The 18,625-nt window shown below is 65.3% G+C and carries 17 protein-coding genes and 1 tRNA gene; 12 read left to right on the forward strand and 6 right to left on the reverse strand.

The window, feature by feature from the left end:
• The first annotated feature begins 53 nt into the window (after positions 1-53).
• From D1F64_RS17095 to D1F64_RS17105, 3 genes are all read left to right on the forward strand, one after another.
• Positions 54-2,996 carry an FAD-binding and (Fe-S)-binding domain-containing protein gene (locus D1F64_RS17095; protein WP_117413399.1) on the forward strand — a complete coding sequence of 981 codons (2,943 nt, stop codon included), beginning with the start codon at positions 54-56 and terminating at the stop codon, positions 2,994-2,996.
• 33 nt (positions 2,997-3,029) lie between these two features.
• Entirely contained in the window at positions 3,030-3,692 is a 663-nt protein-coding gene (locus D1F64_RS17100) for a GntR family transcriptional regulator (protein ID WP_117413400.1), read from the forward strand.
• A gap of 196 nt (positions 3,693-3,888) precedes the next feature.
• On the forward strand, positions 3,889-5,628 hold the full coding sequence (locus D1F64_RS17105; RefSeq protein ID WP_205470513.1) for a radical SAM protein: 1,740 nt from the start codon (positions 3,889-3,891) through the stop codon (positions 5,626-5,628).
• A 34-nt stretch (positions 5,629-5,662) separates the two neighbouring features.
• Here D1F64_RS17105 and D1F64_RS17110 read toward each other — a convergent pair whose 3' ends face one another.
• Positions 5,663-6,808 carry a DegT/DnrJ/EryC1/StrS family aminotransferase gene (locus D1F64_RS17110; RefSeq protein ID WP_117413401.1) on the reverse strand — a complete coding sequence of 382 codons (1,146 nt, stop codon included), beginning with the start codon at positions 6,806-6,808 and terminating at the stop codon, positions 5,663-5,665.
• A gap of 220 nt (positions 6,809-7,028) precedes the next feature.
• Here D1F64_RS17110 and D1F64_RS17115 point away from each other — a divergent pair, with 220 nt between their 5' ends.
• Positions 7,029-7,700 carry an acetyltransferase gene (locus D1F64_RS17115; protein WP_162901620.1) on the forward strand — a complete coding sequence of 224 codons (672 nt, stop codon included), beginning with the start codon at positions 7,029-7,031 and terminating at the stop codon, positions 7,698-7,700.
• Here the strand turns inward: D1F64_RS17115 and D1F64_RS17120 are convergent.
• Positions 7,697-8,650, reverse strand: coding sequence for a WbqC family protein (locus D1F64_RS17120; RefSeq protein WP_162901621.1), 954 nt, complete (start codon positions 8,648-8,650; stop codon positions 7,697-7,699). The two genes, D1F64_RS17115 and D1F64_RS17120, sit on opposite strands and share 4 nt — an antisense overlap.
• 69 nt (positions 8,651-8,719) lie before the next feature.
• Here D1F64_RS17120 and D1F64_RS17125 point away from each other — a divergent pair, with 69 nt between their 5' ends.
• Genes D1F64_RS17125 through D1F64_RS17135 form a run of 3 tightly spaced genes read left to right on the forward strand, consistent with a single transcriptional unit; the run spans position 8,720 to position 11,507 of the window.
• The gene (locus tag D1F64_RS17125) at positions 8,720-9,523 is read left to right on the forward strand and encodes a methyltransferase domain-containing protein (protein ID WP_162901622.1); all 804 of its coding nucleotides are present in this window, start codon (positions 8,720-8,722) and stop codon (positions 9,521-9,523) included.
• Complete coding sequence (locus D1F64_RS17130; RefSeq protein WP_117413403.1) at positions 9,520-10,482, forward strand: hypothetical protein; 963 nt, start codon at positions 9,520-9,522, stop codon at positions 10,480-10,482. The genes D1F64_RS17125 and D1F64_RS17130 overlap by 4 nt, the downstream gene beginning before the upstream one ends.
• Positions 10,479-11,507: a hypothetical protein gene (locus D1F64_RS17135; protein ID WP_117413404.1), complete on the forward strand. Its 1,029-nt coding sequence runs from the start codon at positions 10,479-10,481 to the stop codon at positions 11,505-11,507. The genes D1F64_RS17130 and D1F64_RS17135 overlap by 4 nt, the downstream gene beginning before the upstream one ends.
• Positions 11,508-12,082: 575 nt before the next feature.
• Here the strand turns inward: D1F64_RS17135 and D1F64_RS25170 are convergent.
• A complete protein-coding gene (locus D1F64_RS25170) occupies positions 12,083-12,217 on the reverse strand; it encodes a hypothetical protein (protein ID WP_256372877.1) in 135 nt (44 codons plus the stop codon).
• A 108-nt stretch (positions 12,218-12,325) separates the two neighbouring features.
• Here D1F64_RS25170 and D1F64_RS17145 point away from each other — a divergent pair, with 108 nt between their 5' ends.
• Complete coding sequence (locus tag D1F64_RS17145) at positions 12,326-12,931, forward strand: tail fiber protein (protein ID WP_117413405.1); 606 nt, start codon at positions 12,326-12,328, stop codon at positions 12,929-12,931.
• Positions 12,932-13,282: 351 nt separating this feature from the next.
• Entirely contained in the window at positions 13,283-13,768 is a 486-nt protein-coding gene (locus tag D1F64_RS17150; protein ID WP_117413406.1) for a hypothetical protein, read from the forward strand.
• Positions 13,769-14,327: 559 nt separating this feature from the next.
• On the opposite strand, the gene D1F64_RS17160 is transcribed toward D1F64_RS17150, so the two are convergent.
• Positions 14,328-14,404, reverse strand: a tRNA-Ile gene (locus tag D1F64_RS17160).
• Positions 14,405-14,641: 237 nt separating this feature from the next.
• On the opposite strand from D1F64_RS17160, the gene D1F64_RS17165 reads away from it, so the two are divergent.
• The 3 genes from D1F64_RS17165 to D1F64_RS17175 all read left to right on the forward strand — a co-directional run bounded on the left by D1F64_RS17165 (position 14,642) and on the right by D1F64_RS17175 (position 17,118).
• On the forward strand, positions 14,642-15,754 hold the full coding sequence (locus D1F64_RS17165; RefSeq protein ID WP_205470515.1) for an AI-2E family transporter: 1,113 nt from the start codon (positions 14,642-14,644) through the stop codon (positions 15,752-15,754).
• Between the two features lie 144 nt (positions 15,755-15,898).
• Entirely contained in the window at positions 15,899-16,642 is a 744-nt protein-coding gene (locus tag D1F64_RS17170) for an SIMPL domain-containing protein (protein WP_117413407.1), read from the forward strand.
• 167 nt (positions 16,643-16,809) lie between these two features.
• On the forward strand, positions 16,810-17,118 hold the full coding sequence (locus D1F64_RS17175; protein WP_117413408.1) for a septal ring lytic transglycosylase RlpA family protein: 309 nt from the start codon (positions 16,810-16,812) through the stop codon (positions 17,116-17,118).
• Between the two features lie 10 nt (positions 17,119-17,128).
• Here the strand turns inward: D1F64_RS17175 and D1F64_RS17180 are convergent, their stop codons facing one another.
• Both D1F64_RS17180 and D1F64_RS17185 read right to left on the reverse strand, forming a co-directional pair.
• Positions 17,129-17,770 (reverse strand): MBL fold metallo-hydrolase, encoded by a 642-nt coding sequence (locus D1F64_RS17180; protein ID WP_117413409.1) that lies wholly within the window; start codon positions 17,768-17,770, stop codon positions 17,129-17,131.
• 350 nt (positions 17,771-18,120) lie between these two features.
• Positions 18,121-18,450: a hypothetical protein gene (locus D1F64_RS17185; protein WP_162901623.1), complete on the reverse strand. Its 330-nt coding sequence runs from the start codon at positions 18,448-18,450 to the stop codon at positions 18,121-18,123.
• Between the last annotated feature and the right edge of the window lie 175 nt (positions 18,451-18,625).

Raw genomic sequence — 18,625 nt, forward strand, 5'->3', positions numbered from 1 at the left:
GTTTCTTCATAATGAATATTGTATTCAAAATTCAAGTCAAGGGTTGAATCGGCATGGCGATGGAGTCCGATCTGGAGCGGCGGCTTGCGCGGGAAATCGAAGGCGAGGTGCTGTTCGACCGCTTCAGCCGCGGCCGCTATGCGACCGACGCCTCGGTCTACCAGATGATGCCCATCGGCGTGGTGATTCCCAAAACCTTCGCCGATGTGGAGGCCACGCTCGCCATCGCCCGCGAGGCCGGCGTGGCGGTTCTGCCGCGCGGCGGCGGCACCTCGCAATGCGGCCAGACGGTCAACGAGGCCATCGTGATCGACTTCACCAAACACCTCAACACAATCGTGGAGGTGGACCCGGAAAGCCGTACGGCGGTGGTCGAGCCGGGACTGGTGCTGGATCATCTCAATAGCGCGCTGAAAGACCACGGGCTTTGGTTTCCCGTCGATGTCTCCACCGCCTCGCGCGCCACGCTCGGCGGCATGGCCGCCAACAATTCCTGCGGCGCGCGGTCATTCCGCTATGGCATCATGCGCGACAACGTGGCCGCCATCGACGCGCTTCTGGCCGATGGCACGCAGGCGCGATTCTCCGACGTGCCGCGCGACATATCCGGGCTGAACGCGCCCGACGACACCCAGCAGCTTTTCCGCGAGCTGCTGGATCTCGGCGTCCGCGAGGCCGACGAGATCAAGGCCCGGTTCCCCGATCTTATGCGCCGCGTCGGCGGCTACAATCTCGACGCGCTGGTGCCCAACGGGCAGACCAACAACATGGCGGAACTGCTCGTGGGCTCGGAAGGCACCCTGGCGATTTCCCGCCAACTGACCCTGAAACTGTCGCCGGTGCTGCGCCGGAAGACCATCGGCATCTGCCATTTTCCCACCTTCTACGAGGCGATGGACGCCACCCGCCATCTGGTCGATCTCGGCCCCACGGCGATCGAGCTGGTGGACAGCACGATGATCGCGCTGGGCCGGGCGATCCCGATGTTCAAGCCGGTGGTGGACGAATTCGTGCGCGGCAATCCCGCCGCCCTGCTCACGGTCGAATTCGCCGAGGACGACCAGAACGAGAACCTGCGCCGGCTGGCCGCCCTGCACGAGCGCATGGCGGAGCTGGGCTACAAGTGGGGCGATCCGGGCAAGAAGGAGGGCGGCGTCGTCGACGCCATCGACCCGGCCTTCCAAACGCGGATCATGGAATTCCGGAAGCAGGGCCTGAACATCATGATGTCAATGAAATCGGCGGGAAAGCCGATTTCCTTTATCGAGGATTGCGCGGTGCGGCTGGAGGATCTGGCGGAATACACCGACCGGCTGACCGCGATCTTCAGCAAATACGGAACAGAGGGCACCTGGTACGCCCATGCGTCCGTGGGCACATTGCACGTGCGCCCGGTGCTGAACCTGAAGCTCGACCAGGACGTGAAGAAGATGCGCGCCATCGCCGAGGAGGCGTTCGAGATGGTGCGCGCATACAAGGGCTCGCATTCCGGCGAGCACGGCGACGGCATCGCGCGCTCGGAGTTCAACGAGCCGATGTTCGGCGCCCGCATGGCGCGGTCCTTCGAATGGGTCAAGGACCGCTTCGATCCCGAAGGCGTGCTCAATCCGGGCAAGGTGGTGCGCGCGCCGAAGATGGACGACCGCTCGCTGATGCGCTTTGCGCCCGACTATTCCGTGCCGGAGTTCAAGACCAGTTTCGACTGGTCGGAATACTCCGGCAACGCCGGCGGCTTCCAGGGCGCGGTGGAGATGTGCAACAACAACGGCGCCTGCAGAAAGATCGCCGGCGACGTCATGTGCCCGTCCTACCGGGTGACACGCAACGAACGCGATCTCACCCGCGGCCGCGCCAACACGCTGCGGCTGGCGATTTCCGACCAGCTCGGCCCCGACGCCTTCACGTCCGACGAGATGGCCGAGACGATGTCGCTGTGCGTCTCGTGCAAGGGCTGCCGGCGGGAATGCCCAACGGGCGTCGACATGGCGAAGATGAAGATCGAGGTTCTGGCCGCGCGCGTTCGCAAGAAGGGCCTCGGCCTGCGCGCCAGGCTCGTGGCCTACCTGCCGCGCTACGCGCCCTATGCGGCGAAGGTACCGTGGCTCTTGAACCTGCGCGACCGGATCCCCGGACTGGCGTATCTCTCGGAGAAAATAGCCGGTTTCGCCAGCGGCCGCGCGCTGCCCGTCTGGCGCTCCGACTGGGTGCGGCAACCGGTGGAACAGCCGCAGACACCGGACGTGATCCTTTTCGCCGACACGTTCAACCGCTACTTCGAGCCCGACAACCTGCGCGCCGCGCAGACGGTTCTGACGCGCGCGGGGTTCACGGTCGGCCAGGCAATCGCGGGTCCCGGGGAGCGGCCGCTGTGCTGCGGCCGGACGTTCCTCTCCGCAGGCCTTGTGGAGGAGGCCAAGGCCGAGATGCGGCGTACCATCGCAAGCCTCGCGCCGGCGCTCGAGCGCGGCGCGACGGTGGTGGGGCTGGAGCCCTCCTGCGTGCTGACCTTCCGCGACGAGGCCCCTGCCCTGCTCGGGGCTGACTGGAAACCGGAATACGCCGAGCAATTCGTGCTGTTCGAGGAGTTCATCGACGCACAACGCATGGCGGGGAAACTGACCTTGCCGCTGGCGCCGCTGCCGCAGAAGTCGGCGCTGGTGCACGGCCACTGCCACCAGAAGGCCTTCAACACCATGGGCGCGCTGCAGCGCACGCTGGCCGCTGTTCCGGAATTGAAGATCGAGGTCATCGCCTCCTCGTGTTGCGGCATGGCCGGCAGCTTCGGCTATCAGGCGGAGACGCTCGCGGTTTCACGCGCCATGGGCGAGTTGAGCCTGCTGCCGAAGGTGCGCGCGGCGGACACCGACACGCTGATCATCGCCGGCGGCACCTCGTGCCGCCACCAGATCGAGGACGGAACGCCGAGAAAAGCGGTTCACGTGGCGCGGATTTTGTGCGAGTCCTCCGACCTTGCCCTGCACCAGGCGGCGGATTGAGCCTCCGGCCAGGACTACGAACGGGAAACGATCATGTCGATGAGCGCCGCAATCCCCCGCAGGACATTGCATGACGAGCTGGTGGACCGGCTGCGCCACATGATCATCGAGGGCGACCTGGCGCCGGGCGAGAAGCTGTCGGAAAAGGACCTGTGCGGTCATTTCGACGTCTCGCGCACACCGTTGCGCGAGGCGCTGAAGATCCTCGCCAAGGACGGGCTGGTGCGGCTGATCCCCAACCGCGGCGCCACGGTCGCGAAACTCACGCTCACCGATCTGGAAGAGGCGTTTCCGGTGATGGGGGCGCTGGAGGCGGTCTCGGGCGAGCTTGCCTGCCTGCACATCACCGACGCCGAGATCGCGCAGATCGCCAAGCTGCACGACGAGATGGTGGAGAACCACCGCGCGGGCGAGCTCGGCCCGTATTTCCGCCGCAACGAGCGCATCCACCAGTTGATCCTCGACGCCGCGCGCAATCCCACGCTTGCGGAAATGCAGCGCAGCCTGTCGGGCCGCGTCCGCCGCGCGCGCTACATGGCCAACATGTCGGCCGAGCGCTGGGCGGAGGCCGTGGCGGAGCACGAAGTCATCCTCGAGGCGCTGAAGGCGCGCGATGGAGCCCGCCTTGGCAAGCTGCTCAAGGTGCATCTCGCCAACAAACTGCAGACGGTGCGCGACGCCCTCGTCGAGCAATAGAGCGTATCGCCGCGCCTTGCGAAACTTGCGCGCCGGTCTGGAATTCCGCACACGCTTGACGCATAGTGCTTTTCCGTAGGGTCAATTCCGGATAAAGCCGCTGCGCGGAAATGACCCGATACCGCGGCGCGCATACATTTTTCACGCGCGGACCGACGAGTTTTGTTTATTGCAGCGCCCACCGGGACGGATTGTATTGAGTATCGCTGAAAACGGGGCGGATCGCCGGGCCCACACGACGGCTGCGCGGGTCAGTGACCACGTTCCGAACACCGGAGCCAGGCGGCGACTGTCCATCTGCCTCATCGGACCGAAATTTCAGCCCTCCTTCTGGGGCCGCGAGCATGCGCTTGATGTTCAGCCGGGTGAAAAGCGCGCCTGGATGATGGGCGGCGCGCTGCCACTGCTCGCCGCGCTCACTCCCGAGGGACACGACGTCCGGCTGATCGACGAGGCCGTCGAGGACATCGATTTCGACGCGCTTGGCGCCTACGACATCATCGGCGTCACCGGCATGATCGTGCAGCGCGACCGGATGCGCGACATCCTGCTGCGGCTGCGCGCCCTGCCCGCGCTTGTGGTGGTCGGCGGTCCCTATGCGGCGATCGACGAGCCATTCTTCGACGGGCTGTGCGACGTGCTGTTCGTCGGCGAGGCGGAGGAGACCTGGCCGCGGTTCATCGAGGATTTCGCAGCGCACAGGCCGATCGAGCGCCGCTACGAGCAGACCGGGCGCACGGACATGACGCGACTTCCCAAGCCGCGCATCGACCTTCTCAAGCAGCAGCACTACATGGCGGCCTCGCTGCAATATTCGCGCGGCTGCCCGTTCCGCTGCGAGTTTTGCGACATCATCGTGATCTACGGCCGCAAGCCGCGCGTAAAAACGCCGGGCCAGGTGATCGCGGAACTCGACGACCTGCGCCGCGACGGCATCAAGGTGTGCTTCATCGTCGACGACAATTTCATCGGCAACAAGCGCGAGGCGAAGCTGCTGCTGCCGGAGATCATCCGCTGGCAGGAGGCGCACGGCTATCCGCTGATCATCTCCACCGAGGCGACCATCAATCTCGCCGACGACCCGGAACTGATGGACCTGATGTACCGCGCCAATTTCCGCGAGGTCTTCATCGGTCTGGAATCCCCGCGCGAGGCGTCCCTGCGCGAGACGAAGAAGATCCAGAACGTGCACGGCGACCCGCTGGCGGAGAAACTGGCGCGCATCCGCGACGCGGGGATCGTGGTCTCCGCAGGCTTCATCGTCGGCTTCGACAATGACGACGCATCGATCTTCGACGAGCAGTACCGGTTCATCCAGGACAACGCGATCGGCCAGGCATCGCTGGGCATTCTCATGGCGCTCCCCAGGACACCGCTGCACGCGCGATTGGAACGCGAGGGCCGGCTGCGCGACGATGGCGACACCTGCAACTTCGAACCCGCGCAAATGAGCCGCGCGGAGCTTGTCGACGGCTGCGCCGAACTGCTGCGCCGTCTCTACGAGCCGGAGGCCTTCTTCGAACGGGTTCTCGGCAACATCGCCGCCTCGCGCCCGTTCCGCGAAAAACGCGCCCGTATCCTCGCGTGGTCAAAACCGGCCGACCGGGCCAGTCCGCTCACCGCGGCGCGGGATCTCCTGGTGATGACGCTGCGGCTGGGAAGAGCGCTGCGCCGGGATCGGATGCTGCTTTCCATGGGCCGCAGGTACCTGGCGCTCTACAGGGGCACGGGCGGGCGCGGGCCGCGCTTGTCGCTGCACAATTTCCTGTCGCTGTGCATCCTGCACCGGCATCACTACAAGCTGAGCCGGACCGGCGGCGACGCCCGATCGCTCAACATGTTCGACGCGGCTCCACTCGGCGCCTCGTCGCGCCCTGCATTACCGCCCGCTTACGGTCCGCCCAAAATGGCCCGCGAAAGCTTGCGTCAGGCGTGAGCGCCCAATGCGGCCCCCGGCGCCGCCGACCCGGCTATGCGGTCGAATAGACGGGAAGCGCGGCCCACGCACGCGCGAGCACGCCGCAGACCGCGTCCATCTGCGCGTCGCTCATGTCGATGAAAAACGGCACTCCCAGAAGACGGCCCGCCAGCATCTCGCTCACATCCAGGCTGCCGTGCGGACAATCCGCGAAGGCCGGCTCCCGATGCAGCCCCGCCCCATACCAGAAGCGGCTTTCGATACCGCGTTCCCACAGCGCCGCAGCCGCCGCCTGCGCCGCCTGCGCGTCGCCGCAGACAGCCAGCGCGTAGGCCGCCGAGACATCGCCCGCAAGCCTGAGCCTGTCGCCCAATCCGTGCCGCCTGGCGCAGCCGCGATAGCGTTTGGCCGCCTTGCCGAAAGCCTGGTGCTTGTGCCGCCAGCGCTCCAGTTCGGCGAGCCCGATGGCGGCATGATACTCACTCATCTTGCCGTTCACCGCATCGCCGACCGACTGGCGTTCGCCAAGAAATCCGTGGTTGAGCGCCCGGTGGCAGCCCAAGGTGAACTCGCGGCTGGTGCTGACCACGGCCCCGCCCTCGCCGCAGCCAAAGGCCTTTGTGGCGTGAAAACTGAGCACCACCGGAACGTCTTCGGGAAGCACAGGCAGAACCTTGGCGAATGTATCGAAGCCGGCAGCCGCGTCGACGACCACCGGCACACCGGTGCGGCGATGGAACGCCGACCATGCGGCCACGTCGACCGGGCGCCCGTAGGGCGCCACCACGATCACAAGCCCCGCGCGTTCCAGAACCGGATCGCGCTCAAGGCGCTCCGGATCGAGCGCCCAGCTGTCAGGCTCCACATCAGTGAAATACGGCTCGTATCCGCAGTGCCGCGCGGCGGCCGCGGTGGCGACGAAGGTATAGGCGGGGCAAATGCACAGAGATCTGCCGGCTTTCGCGCGTCCGGCGCGCGCGAGAATGGCGCCGACGATCGCCATGGAGCCCGAAGCCGCGGTGGTGACGCTGCCCGGCTCAAGACCGAAATGATGCGCAAGCTCCGTTTCCAGCGACAGCACCAGCGGACCGTAGTTCGCATAGCGGCGCGACGCATCGATCCGCTCGAGGTACGGTATGATCTGCTGCGTGGCGGGAAGCTGCGGCCGGCAGACCGGAATGGCGATGGAATCAGACATACAAATCGCCCTCACACTGATCGATGGAACCGCAACGCGGTCACCGCGCGAAGGGAACAGCACGCCCCTGCCGCAGAGCTTCGTCCGCACCGCATCTCGCGCAAATCGATCTTATGGACAGAACCAACGCAGAGGAATGCGCCATTCGACTTGGCCTTCCATTGCGCCGGGTGCCCTGAACAGACTATGGCAAAAGTATCAACGCAGGATAAACCGTATCATGTCTGATATCGTCATATTCGGCGCGGGGCAACTTGCCAGCGTCATCAGCGTCTACATCGCGCGCGAAAGCAGCCACCGGATCGTCGGCTACACGGTCGATGACTCCTACCTGGGAGGCAGCAGCACCTTCAACGGCCTGCCGCTGGTTGCCTGGGAAAGACTGGAGGAGCATTTCGCCACCGATCGCGTGCTGCTGCTCGGGCCGGTGAGCTACCGCGACGCCAACCGCTTCCGCCGCGACCGCTATCTGGACGGCAAGGCGCGCGGCTACGACTTCGCGAGCTTCATTCACCCCGCGACCCACATCTACAGCGACAGGATCGGTGAGAACTGCATCATCCTGGAAGGCAATGTGGTGCAGCCCTTCGCCGAAGTCGGCAACAACTGCATCCTGTGGAGCGGCAATCATGTCGGTCATCACACGATCATCGGCAATCATTGCTTTCTCGCCTCGCAGGTGGGCATCGGCGGCAACGCGCGGATCGGGGAGCGCACCTTCTTCGGCGGCCAGAGCGGCGTGATCGACAACACGAGCATCGGCGAGGGCTGCATCATCGGCGCGGGTTCCACCGTGCTGAATGATCTCGGTGACGAGAGCTTCGTGATGTTTCGCGGCACCCGGACGCTTGAGGGCGCCGCCGGCCGCTTCGCCTCGACATTGCTCGGCTAGGTGACCGTTGTGCCGCAGGCGGTCCGGCTGTGGCGGAGAATGTCATCGCGCAGCGCCTCGACGCCACATTCGACCAGTGCGGGCAGCAGATACGGAAACCGCCCCCGGTAGGGCTCGAGAAACGACAGGCTCACCCCCGCCCGCCGGAAGTCATCCGGCTCATAGAGGTCGACACCGCCGGGCGCATTGACATAGTGGCTGCCGCCCAAAGCCTTGACGATGGCGATGATCCGGTCCGCGCCCCGCAGGGCCGGATCCAGGCCGAGCGCCGAACTGCGGCTGATCTCGACATCGAGACCGAGGCCGTCAACGACCAGCCGCATCCCCTCATCGAGCATGGTGGCGACGGATCCCAAGGGCGCGTAAAGATGATCGCGCAGCCGGCCGGCAAGCCCGCCGCCAGCCGTTTCCAACCATGGGAACCGCCGCAGGCGCCGATCCAGGCGGGGCCGCGCGTCCTCCGCGAAACGGAGATCCCGGATCAGCGTCCCGACAGGCTGCCTTGCAAGCGGCAGCGTCAGCCAGACCGGCGCGCCGGCGGGACCCGGCATCTCACACCGGTGCACCCGCCCGCGGCGCGGAAACTGAACGCAATCAAGGATCACGAACGCATCAGCCAGTGCGTGCAGCCGGAAATAGCCCGCGTAGGGAAAGAGATACGGCTGCATCACCGCGATGGTTTTCCCCGATTTGTACGGCACGTCCGGCCCCGCTCCATTGACCCAAAGGCATATATCATCATAAGTAATATCGATACGCGAATGACTCGCTGATACTTTTGACGAAATATTTTCAACATATACTGCCTCAAGGGCACTTCCTTCGACATATCCCTGTGCACGAGTAATATCGCGAGCCAGAAAATCGTGAGCGTCAACTTTTTCGAAGATTTGTATGTCTGTCCGCACGACCTGTCGGCGCTGGAGGCGCAGCCATTCCCGGCGCCTCACGCATCGCCTCACGCGTCGGGCCGAACCGTCATCCCAGATTCCACGGAGCGCGCATTCTCCGGCCGGCTGGTGTCGCCCGCCGGCGACGTCTTCGAGGTCATCGACGGCGTGCCCGATTTCACCTGGCCGCCGAAGCTCGCGGAAGCCGACGGGCGGGCGCGAGAGCACTACGACAGCGCCGCCGAGACCTACGACCGCGACATCGACGATCTGTTCGCGATGTTCGGCGCGGACGAGGCCGCCAGCCGCAATGCGGCGATCGACCAGCTTCATCTGCGCGCGGACATGCGGGTGCTGGAGACCGGTGCGGGCAGCGGCCGGGATTCAGAACTGATCGCCCGGCGGCTCGGGCCCGATGGCCTGCTGTGCGTCCAGGACATTTCAAAAACGCTGTTCACAAAGGCCTTGCGCCGCCTCGACGGCTGCGCGGTCCCCGTCGCGCCGCATATCGGCAACGCCTGCTACCTGCCGTTCCCCGACAACAGCTTCGACGCCTATTTCCACGCCGGAGCCATCAATTGCTTTTCCGATATTCCGCGCGCGCTATCGGAAGCGGCGCGCGTCACCCGGCCGGGCGGGCGTGTGGTGGTGGCTGACGAAAACGTGCCCGTGTGGCTGCGCCAGACCGCCCTTGCACGAAATCTGATCAACGCCAACCCGCTGTTCGCGGGCGATGTCCCTCTCGCGCACCTGCCGGTCGAAGCCCGCGACGTCTCGGTGCGCTGGACGCTGGGCGGGGTCTTCTACGAACTGGCCTTCCGCGTGGGAACGGGGGAACCGGTGGCGAACGTCGACGCTGCGGTCCATGGCGGGATCGGCGGCGCGGACCGTGCGCCCTTTGGAGCGCCCCTCAAGCAGGGGCCGCACCGATGAGCGTCCAGTCGCTGTGGGAACGCCAAGGACGGGTGCTCATTCCGCCGGGCGATCATGCGTGGTGGAGCGGCAAGGCGCAGGTGCCCACGGTGATGATCGTGAACGAGCGCCGCTGGCGGATGTTCTTCGCCGCGCGCAGCACGTCCAACCGTGGCCACACGGTCTCGGTCGACATCGACCCTGAGGCGGGCATGCAGATCATCGATGAACATTTCGAGCCGGTCGCGCCGTTTGGAGAGCCGGGCGCCTTTGATTGCGACGGGCTGGGTGTTACCTGCATATTGAACGATCGCGACCGCACCCTGGCCTACTACACCGGCCTGAAACTGGCGCAGGACGGGACCTATCGCTTTTCCGTCGGCGCGCTGGAGGGCACAGGCGACGGGTTCCGCAGGGTTCGCGACGAACCGGTGCTGGCTTCGGGACCGTTCGACCCCTACTCGGTGGCGACGCCGCACGTGCGCCTGATCGGCGGCACCTATCACATGTGGTATTCGAGCACCCGGTTCTGGCGGCTGGACGTCGAGCCGCACCCCGAGCCCTGCTACAACATCAAACACGCTGTCTCCGGTGACGGCCTGCACTGGACGGCCAGCGAAACCCCGGCGATCGACTTCGCCGGCGACCACGAGGGCGGCATCACCCGCCCCTGGGTCTCGATCGGCCGCTCGGGCCATGAAATGTGGTACTGCACACGCGGCCGATACGATCCGCACAAGCCGCGCCAGCGCGCCTATCGCATCGGCTACGCCACGTCCGGCGACGGTCTGGTCTGGACGCGGCGCGACGACGCCCACACCTTCGTCAATCCTCCGCAGCCCGGCGACTGGGACGCGGAGATGCAGTGCTACGCCAGCGTCGTCGAAACGCCGGACCAATCCTACATGTTCTATTGCGGCAACGGATACGGCCAGACGGGCATTGGCTATGCGACCCGTGTGCGACTGGATGCGCCATGAGCGATCAGCCCGGCCCGGACATCGGCATCGGTGACAGCCCGCCCCCCCGCGAAGATCCGGATGCCGACGCGATTTCCGCGCCGGGCCGGACCATCGAATTCGCCATCCCCGCCAGCCCGACACCCGAGTTTTGCGCCCAGATCGCCTTCTTTCGCATGTCTCTCGACCACCTGGGAGGCATCTACAAAAAGGCGCGGCTGATTGCCGTGTTCGGCGACACCGAAACCGGCAGTCTTCCCGAAGCGTGGCTGCCGCATCTCGACACCGTCGAGATCGTCTGGGCCGACCCGGCCGAGGTGGCGAAAATCGGCGCCATCGCGCAAGGCGAACTGCGCCTTCAGGTGTTCTCCGAAGACGCCGACGTCGCGTGCCTGTGCGATGCCGATACCGTCCTGATGCGGCCGATCCCGGAGATTCTGGACGCCATGGCCTCCGAAGGCGCCGTCCTGGGCACCATCGCCCACGGCACGCCGTTTCGCGGCCGCAGCTCTGTGGAGGCATGGGATGAAGTCGCGACACGGTTGCTCGATGCTCCGATCCCCCTCGACCACCGGCACACTCTCGTCGATCCGGATAATGCCGCCCAAAGTCCCCGGGCGCGGTGCCCCTTCTACGTCAATCAGGGCGTGCTCTTCGGCCCCCCGGCCCTCTTCAAGGCTCTGCTGCCGCGGGTTCGCGAGCTGCGGCAGGCTCTTCTCGAACATTACGGCGAGCCGTTCTTCGCGGGCCAGGTGGCATTCGCCCTCACAGTGCACGACACGGGCGCGCCTCACCGGGAGCTGCCGCTGCGCTACAATTTCCCCAACGATCCGCTCGCCGAGCGTCTGCATGCCGATGAACTCAAAGACATCGCCTTCCTGCACTACCTGCGGCTGAATGAATTCGACCGAAGCCGGATCTTCACGACGGAGACGGAATTCAACCGGTTTCTCAGGTTGCCGCTGACAGGCAGCAACCTTCTGTTTCAACGCCACGTGCTGGAGGTCACCGGAGGCTCTTATCCCTGGCGCGGACCCGCGGCCTGACGGCGGCGGCCGCATATGAGCGGACAAATGTGGCCGACAGGCCAATAAGTATCTTTTCATATAGTTTGATTTATGATAGCAAATAATGCGTTAATTCCAGTATTAATTACAAGGATTCAAAGAAATGAGACGATCGTTTCGCACATGCATCGCGATTGCCGCGATCACAATGTCGTCAACAACAGCTTTTGCGCAGGATATGATCCTGGGAGAGGTGAGGCTCTTCGGGTTCGACTTCTGCCCCCGCGGTTGGCAGGCAGCCGTAGGGACGCTGTTGCCAATTTCTAGCAACAACTCGTTGTTTTCCCTCTACGGCACAATCTACGGTGGCGACGGGCAAACGACATTCGCCCTGCCCGACATGCGCGGGCGCGCATCCTTCAACCGTGGGCACGGGCCGGGATTGAGCGAATACCGGATCGGCAGCATGGGAGGCGCCGAGCGCGTGACGCTGACCACGAGCCAGATCCCGTCGCACAATCACTCGGGCAATCTGGTGCCATCCAGCACCCCCCCACCGAAGCGACGCCCGAGGGCAACACATTCGGCACCTTTGCGGCGGCAACCGCGGACATCTACTCAACCGGCGCGCCCAACGCCGCACCGATGAGATCCGGCACGATTTCTGTCGGCAACATGGGCGGCAGCCAGAGCCACGAAAACCGCATGCCGTATATCGCGATGAACTGGTGTGTTGCGATGGTCGGCATCTTCCCGTCGCGCAACTAGACCGGGAGCCGGCGCAGCGAACCATCCGCGCCCGGCGCTCCCGCAATGACATTTGAAACCGCAATTCCTTTTTCGAACGAGGTAGAGACATGAAACGCACATTCCGCATCGGCCTGGCAGCCTTCGCATTCGCCCTTTCAACCTCCAGCGTGCTGGCGCAGGAACCGATCCTGGGCGAGATTCGCCAGTTCGGCTTCGATTTCTGCCCCCGGGGCTGGGCGGACGCCAAGGGCACCCTGCTCCCCATCAGCGCCAATGCGGCGCTGTTTTCGCTGTACGGCACCATCTACGGCGGCGACGGCCGTACGACCTTCGCCCTGCCCGACATGCGCGGCCGCGCGACGTTCGCTCATGGCCACGGCCCTGGCTTGAGCGAATACAGGATGGGCGAAAAAGGCGGCATGGAATCCGTGACGCTGATCACGAGCCAGATTTCGTCGCACAATCACCTGGGCAATCTGGTGCCATCCAGCAGCGTGCCCACGGAGCCGACACCGGAAGGCAACACGTTCGGCACTTTCGCGTCGGCGGCCGCGGACATCTATTCGACCGGGGCGCCGAATGCCGCCCCAATGAGATCCGGCACGATCGCCATCGGCAACACCGGCGGCAGCCAAAGCCACGAAAACCGCATGCCCTTCATCACGACGAACTGGTGTGTCGCGATCGTCGGGATCTACCCCTCGCGCGGCTGATCACACGGCCCAATCAGGAACATTGGCGCGGCGGCTCGAGCACCGCCGCGCCAGACATCGAACGGGCCAGACACCGAGCGGGCCAGTCGCCCGTCAACATGCTCCTGATTCAGCTCGGACAGCCGGTCCCGTGGCGTCAAGGCGCGTGCGGGCGGCCCGCGTTTCTCGCCACGGAAGATCCGGCGTGCCACAGCATTTCCCCGTACGCACCGGAAAACCGACACAATCGCGTCACGTTTACGCCAATGCCCGCGCCTACACGATTGAAACCGGGCATTTTCCCAGCCCGGAGACCCAACCGGACAGATATCCGAGACGGACCTGTTCCCGTTCAGACAGGAAACCCTTGTCATGAAAACCGCCCTTGTCGTCATGACCCTGCTTGGCTGTGATTGCACCGCGCAGCAATGCGAGTATGTACGGACCGTCGACGGCCCCTGGACCAGCGTCGAGGCCTGCCAGGCGGCGATGGCCCGTCAGATCGCCGGCCAGGCGGAGACCCTGTTTCCCGCGATGACCGCGATCTGCGCGCATGCCATTCCCGGCGACGGCCTGACCATCCGGGTGGACGGCACGCCGACACGCGGGTCGGAACGGTGGATGGCGACGGCCTATGCCACGCGCGAGGATACACCGCACGCAACGATGCAGGATGCAGCCCCGGGACTGCTGGCGCGGCTCACGAGCTTGCGGCCCTTCGGCGAGAGCATCGCTTGGAAGAGCGGCGATTTCGGCTACGGTGTGGTGCGCGGCCGGCTGATCCAGGTGCTTGAGGGAGCCGTATCCGTCACCCGCAGCACGACCCAATGGATGCGCATCGCCGGCCTTGGCGAGTAGCGGAGCATTGACACTTTCAACAGGCCGCGGCTCTCCGCCACCCGCTTCCCCGGCCCGCCGGGTTCTCGATGCACACATTTTCCCGTGCGGATGCGTCTCCTGCCCGCCCACGTTCCCAGGGGAGCGGTCAGCCCCCGGTCGCGCGACCTTCCAGCCTCCGGCTCATACACACAAGATGGATACCGCGCCTTCAGGATCAGCGTACTCACCCTCACCGGCCTGCTGTTGACCGCCGCCTGCGACGAACAAGATGCGCAACCGCAGAGGCGGTGGAAAACTCGGTGACGCGTACGATCGAGGGCGGTGTGACCGGCCCCGCCGGGCTGATCCACATCGAATCCAGCTCCAGCACGGGTTCCGCCACGATTTCGCCGGTGTCCGACAAAGGGCCCGACCCGGACCTCGCCCATGTTCGGGTCCAGAACAAGCGCTCCGGCGTCGAGGCGCGGCTTCCGGACTCCGTCCGGCAGACAGATCTCACCGTCTCCCGAGCGCCGTCGGGCATCCTGATGATCGGCAACATCGTCCTGAGCCATGAGGTTCGCGCCGCGGGACGGAATGGTGGGCCCGGCAGGACTCGAACCTGCAACCAGACCGTTATGAGCGGTCGGCTCTAACCAATTGAGCTACAGGCCCTGTCACTTCGCACAGCCCTTCCTATACCACCGGGCGGCGAAGGCACAAGTAGAGGGGGCGGAGTTGCGCACACTCGTAACGCCGACATTGATGACGGGGGCCGAGAGGCCGTGTCCTGGCGTTGACGCACGCCACCGCCCACGCGCGATTGACCGGGCGGCCAAAGTTGGCGAACGATAGTCTGCCAACGTCGCCTGCCGCGATTCCATGCGGGCAGGCCCACCGGAAACGGACCGCATGCCGATGAACAACCCCTTGCTCAATGCCACGGCCGCGCTGGTGCTGGTCACGCTGATCGGCTGGCTGCTGGTGGTGGGCAGCTCGATGCTGATCCCCTTCGTCATCGCGCTGATCGTGTGGTACATGATCGACACGCTGGCGCGCGGGCTTCAGGCGCTGCCGCTCGCCGGAGGCAGGCTGTCGCGCCGGCTGTCGCTGCCGCGCTGGATCGCCTTGCCGCTTGCGCTGGTCATCATCGTCTCCGCGTCGGTGTTCTTCATCAACATGGTGACGGCCAACGTCGCCCGGCTGGCCTCGGACGCGCCCGCCTACCAGGCGCGGCTGGAGGAACTGGCGGCCTCGCTGTCGCACACGGTGGGGCTGGAGAAGACGATCGACTTCCGCGAGCTGCTGCCCGACGACATCCTGTCGCGCTTCGTCTCGGCCGCCGCTGCCGCCGTCACCACCATCGCTGGTTCCGCCTCGCTGATGTTCATCTATGTGCTCTTCCTGCTGATCGAGCAGACCACCTTCGACCGCAAGCTGGCCGCGCTCTTCGCCGACAGGGCCCAGCTCGACCTGGCGACCGCCATGCGCAGCGAGATCGCCGGACGGGTGCGCCACTACGTCGGCATCAAGACCGCCGTCAGCATCACCACGGGGCTGGTGACCAGCGCGATCCTCGTGGCCGCCGGACTGCCCTACCCGGCGCTCTTCGGGTTCATCGCCTTCCTGCTCAACTATATTCCGACCATCGGTTCGCTGATCGCGGTGATCTTCCCGAGCCTGCTGGCGCTGGTGTTCTTCGATACGCTGGGTCCCTTCGTCGCCATCGCCATCGGGCTCAGCATCGTGCAGTTCACCATCGGCAGCCTGATCGAGCCGCGGCTGATGGGAACCAGCCTCAACATCTCCCCGCTGGTCATCATGCTGATGCTGGCTTTCTGGGGCACCGTCTGGGGCGTTACCGGCATGGTGCTCTGCGTGCCGCTGACGGTGATCATCATCATCGTCTGCGCCCAGTTCCCGGCAAGCCGACCGATCGCGGTGCTGCTGTCGGCGGACGGCAACGTGGGCCAACCGGTCGTGCGGCATGCGGCCGGCGAACGCCATACGCAGGAAAAAAGCTGAGCGCGCCTCACCACCGCCGCAATGCGCGAAAATCTTGGCGCCGGATGACATGGCGATTTCGCCACGGGCTTGCCCGGACTCCCGGGCGCTTGCGATAAGCTGGCACACGTACCGAACGCACAACGATTCGACTGGACACACACCATGACCGTTTCACGCCGGCTTCCCGCCGCCCTGCTCGTCCTCGCGCTCGCCTCGGCACCGCTGCTCCTGGCGCAGCCCGCCCGGGCGGACGGAATGGAGCCGACGCCGAGTCAGGCGACCATCAGCCTGTCGGGCACCGGCCGCATCACGGCGGCGGCCGATCTCGCGGTGGTCACTTCGGGGGTCGTCAGCGAGGCGCGTACCGCGAGCGACGCCCTGGTGGCTAACTCGCGCGCCATGAACAACGTGATCAGCGCCATTCGGCACGCGGGCATCGCCGGCAAGGACATCCAGACCAGCGGTTTCTCCGTCTCGCCGCGCTACAGCAACCGGCCGGCCCGCGAGCTCGAGCTGGACTCCCCGGAAATCGTCGGCTACCGGGTCAACAACGGCCTGACCATCCGCGTGCGCGATCTGGCCAGCCTCGGCACGCTGCTCGACGGCATGGTCACCAATGGAGCGAATTCCATCGGCGGGATTTCCTTCGTGGTCTCCAACGCCGACGAGAAACTGGACGCGGCGCGCACGATGGCCATCGAGGACGCACGGCGCAAGGCCGAGCTCTACGCCGCCGCCGCCAACGCCTCGCTGGGCCGCATCCGCACGATTTCCGAGACCAACGGCTACAGCCCGGCGCCGCGCGCCATGGCCATGAAGGCGATGGAAGCCGCGCCGGTTCCGGTGGAGGTCGGCGAGGAAACGCTGAGCGTCAGCGTCCACGTGGAATGGGAGCTGATGCAGTAGGGACGCGCCCTGGACGATCGGTGCGCCCCGTTTCGGGCGCGTCCGGCGCGAGGGTGCAAACGGAGCACGGGAGTCATGACACGCACGGCAGGTTACCGCCCGGGGCCTCGGGCCTTGATCCTTGCGGGGCATTGCTTGCGGCCTTGACGCCGCATTCAGCCCGCGCCATGGATACCTGCGGCAAGGCGTCGTGGTACGAGTTCACGACGAAGACCGCCAGCGGCGAACGCGCCAACCCCGAAGCCATGACCGCCGCGCACCGCACCCTGCCCTTCGGCACCCAGGTGCTTGTGACCAATTTGCGCAACGGACGCACGGTCAGCGTACGGATCAACGATCGCGGTCCCTTCATCCGGGGACGGATCATCGACGTGACGCGCCGGGCGGCGAGGGAGCTGGATTTCAAGCGCGCCGGCTGGGCGCCGGTGCGCATCGTCATCAAGGGCGCGCCGGTGAAGGGCGCGCCCAAGTGCTGACCGGCTGAAATCAGTCCTGCAGGAACGGGTTGCTGCGCCGCTCTTCGCCGATGGTGGAATGCGGGCCGTGTCCGCACAGGAACGTCACGTCGTCCCCAAGCGGCAGAAGCTTCTCGTGGATCGAGCGCATCAGCGTGGGATGATCACCGCCCGGAAGGTCCGTCCGGCCGACCGATCCCTTGAACAACACATCACCGACGATCGCGAAGCGCCCTTCCCGGTCGACGAACACCACATGTCCCGGCGCATGGCCCGGGCAATGCAGCACCTCGAAGGTCTTGCCGGCGATCTCCACCGTGTCCCCTTCCTCAAGCCAACGGTCGGGCGTGACAGGCTTGAGCCCCGGGATGCCGTATTTCAGGCCCTGCTCGGCCACCTGCGCGATCAGCGGCCTGTCCGCCTCATGCGGCCCTTCCACCGGGACGCCGAGGGCCTGCGCCAGATCCGCCGCGCCGCCGACATGATCAAGATGCCCGTGGGTCAGCAGGATACGCTCGATCGTCACCCCTTCCGCCTCGATCGCCGCGCGGATCTGCTCGACATCGCCGCCGGGATCGATGATCACGCCGGCGTTGGTCTCGGGATTCCACAGCATCGTGCAATTTTGCGCGAAGGCTGTAACGGGGATGATCATAGCCTTGAGTTGGGTCATGGGCGCCTAACGAGAAACAGAGGGATAGCCCTACATTATACCATCGGCGCCAATTACTGACCCCTTTGATGGGCTGGTCCGGTTCGTCCGGCAAGGCGCGTCGCGCAGCGCGACCCGCCCGGTCGGGCAAGCGGCGCAACGCCGCCGGCGGGCCGGACCAGCCCACCGAAGGCCGCGTTCGCGCGCCGACTGGACAGTGTCGCGATTCTTGAACGATGCCCCGCATCGCCCTGCGAACCGCTCCTTGCCAGACGACGCGCGAACGCGGTCAAAGGAGTCAATAATTGGTGCCGTTGGTATAAGACATTCCGGCCCCCACCGAAACCGTCACAGGCGCCAACAACACGGGATCAACGGATCGCGCGCCTCATCTTCTCCGCGACCATCGGCAACATGCTCGCGGGCCGCAGAGCCTCCTGCGGATCGAAGGCGCTGATCACCGGCCACACCCAGTCGCGCGCCACGTCAATCCCGCCGTCCAGTTGTGCCTGGGCGTAGAGCGCTTCGGGCGATCCACCCGCAACGACCGGCCGGTCGATGGTGCTGAATGCGCCAATGCCCATGCCAACAAGAACGAACAATCCAATACCATCATCCAACGAAACCATGCCAAGCCGCCTTTTCGCGTCAAATGCCGAAGTCAAAAACGTCACTAACAAAGGCTTAACAGCTTCATTCAAACTGTTCAGTATCTTGCTGCCAGCGCGGTTAATGGCGGCGGGGAACGGCGGCGCGCCGCCTGCCTTAAATGGAAAGCCGGAAAACTATTCCCGCGCGGACGCAGGTCACAGGACTAACGATTAACGCACCAAATAATATTTCCGCCGGGACAAGTCCCGCGACGCGCCTTACACT

The sequence above is a fragment of the Breoghania sp. L-A4 genome (genome assembly GCF_003432385.1).
In the GTDB taxonomy this organism is placed as follows: domain Bacteria; phylum Pseudomonadota; class Alphaproteobacteria; order Rhizobiales; family Stappiaceae; genus Breoghania.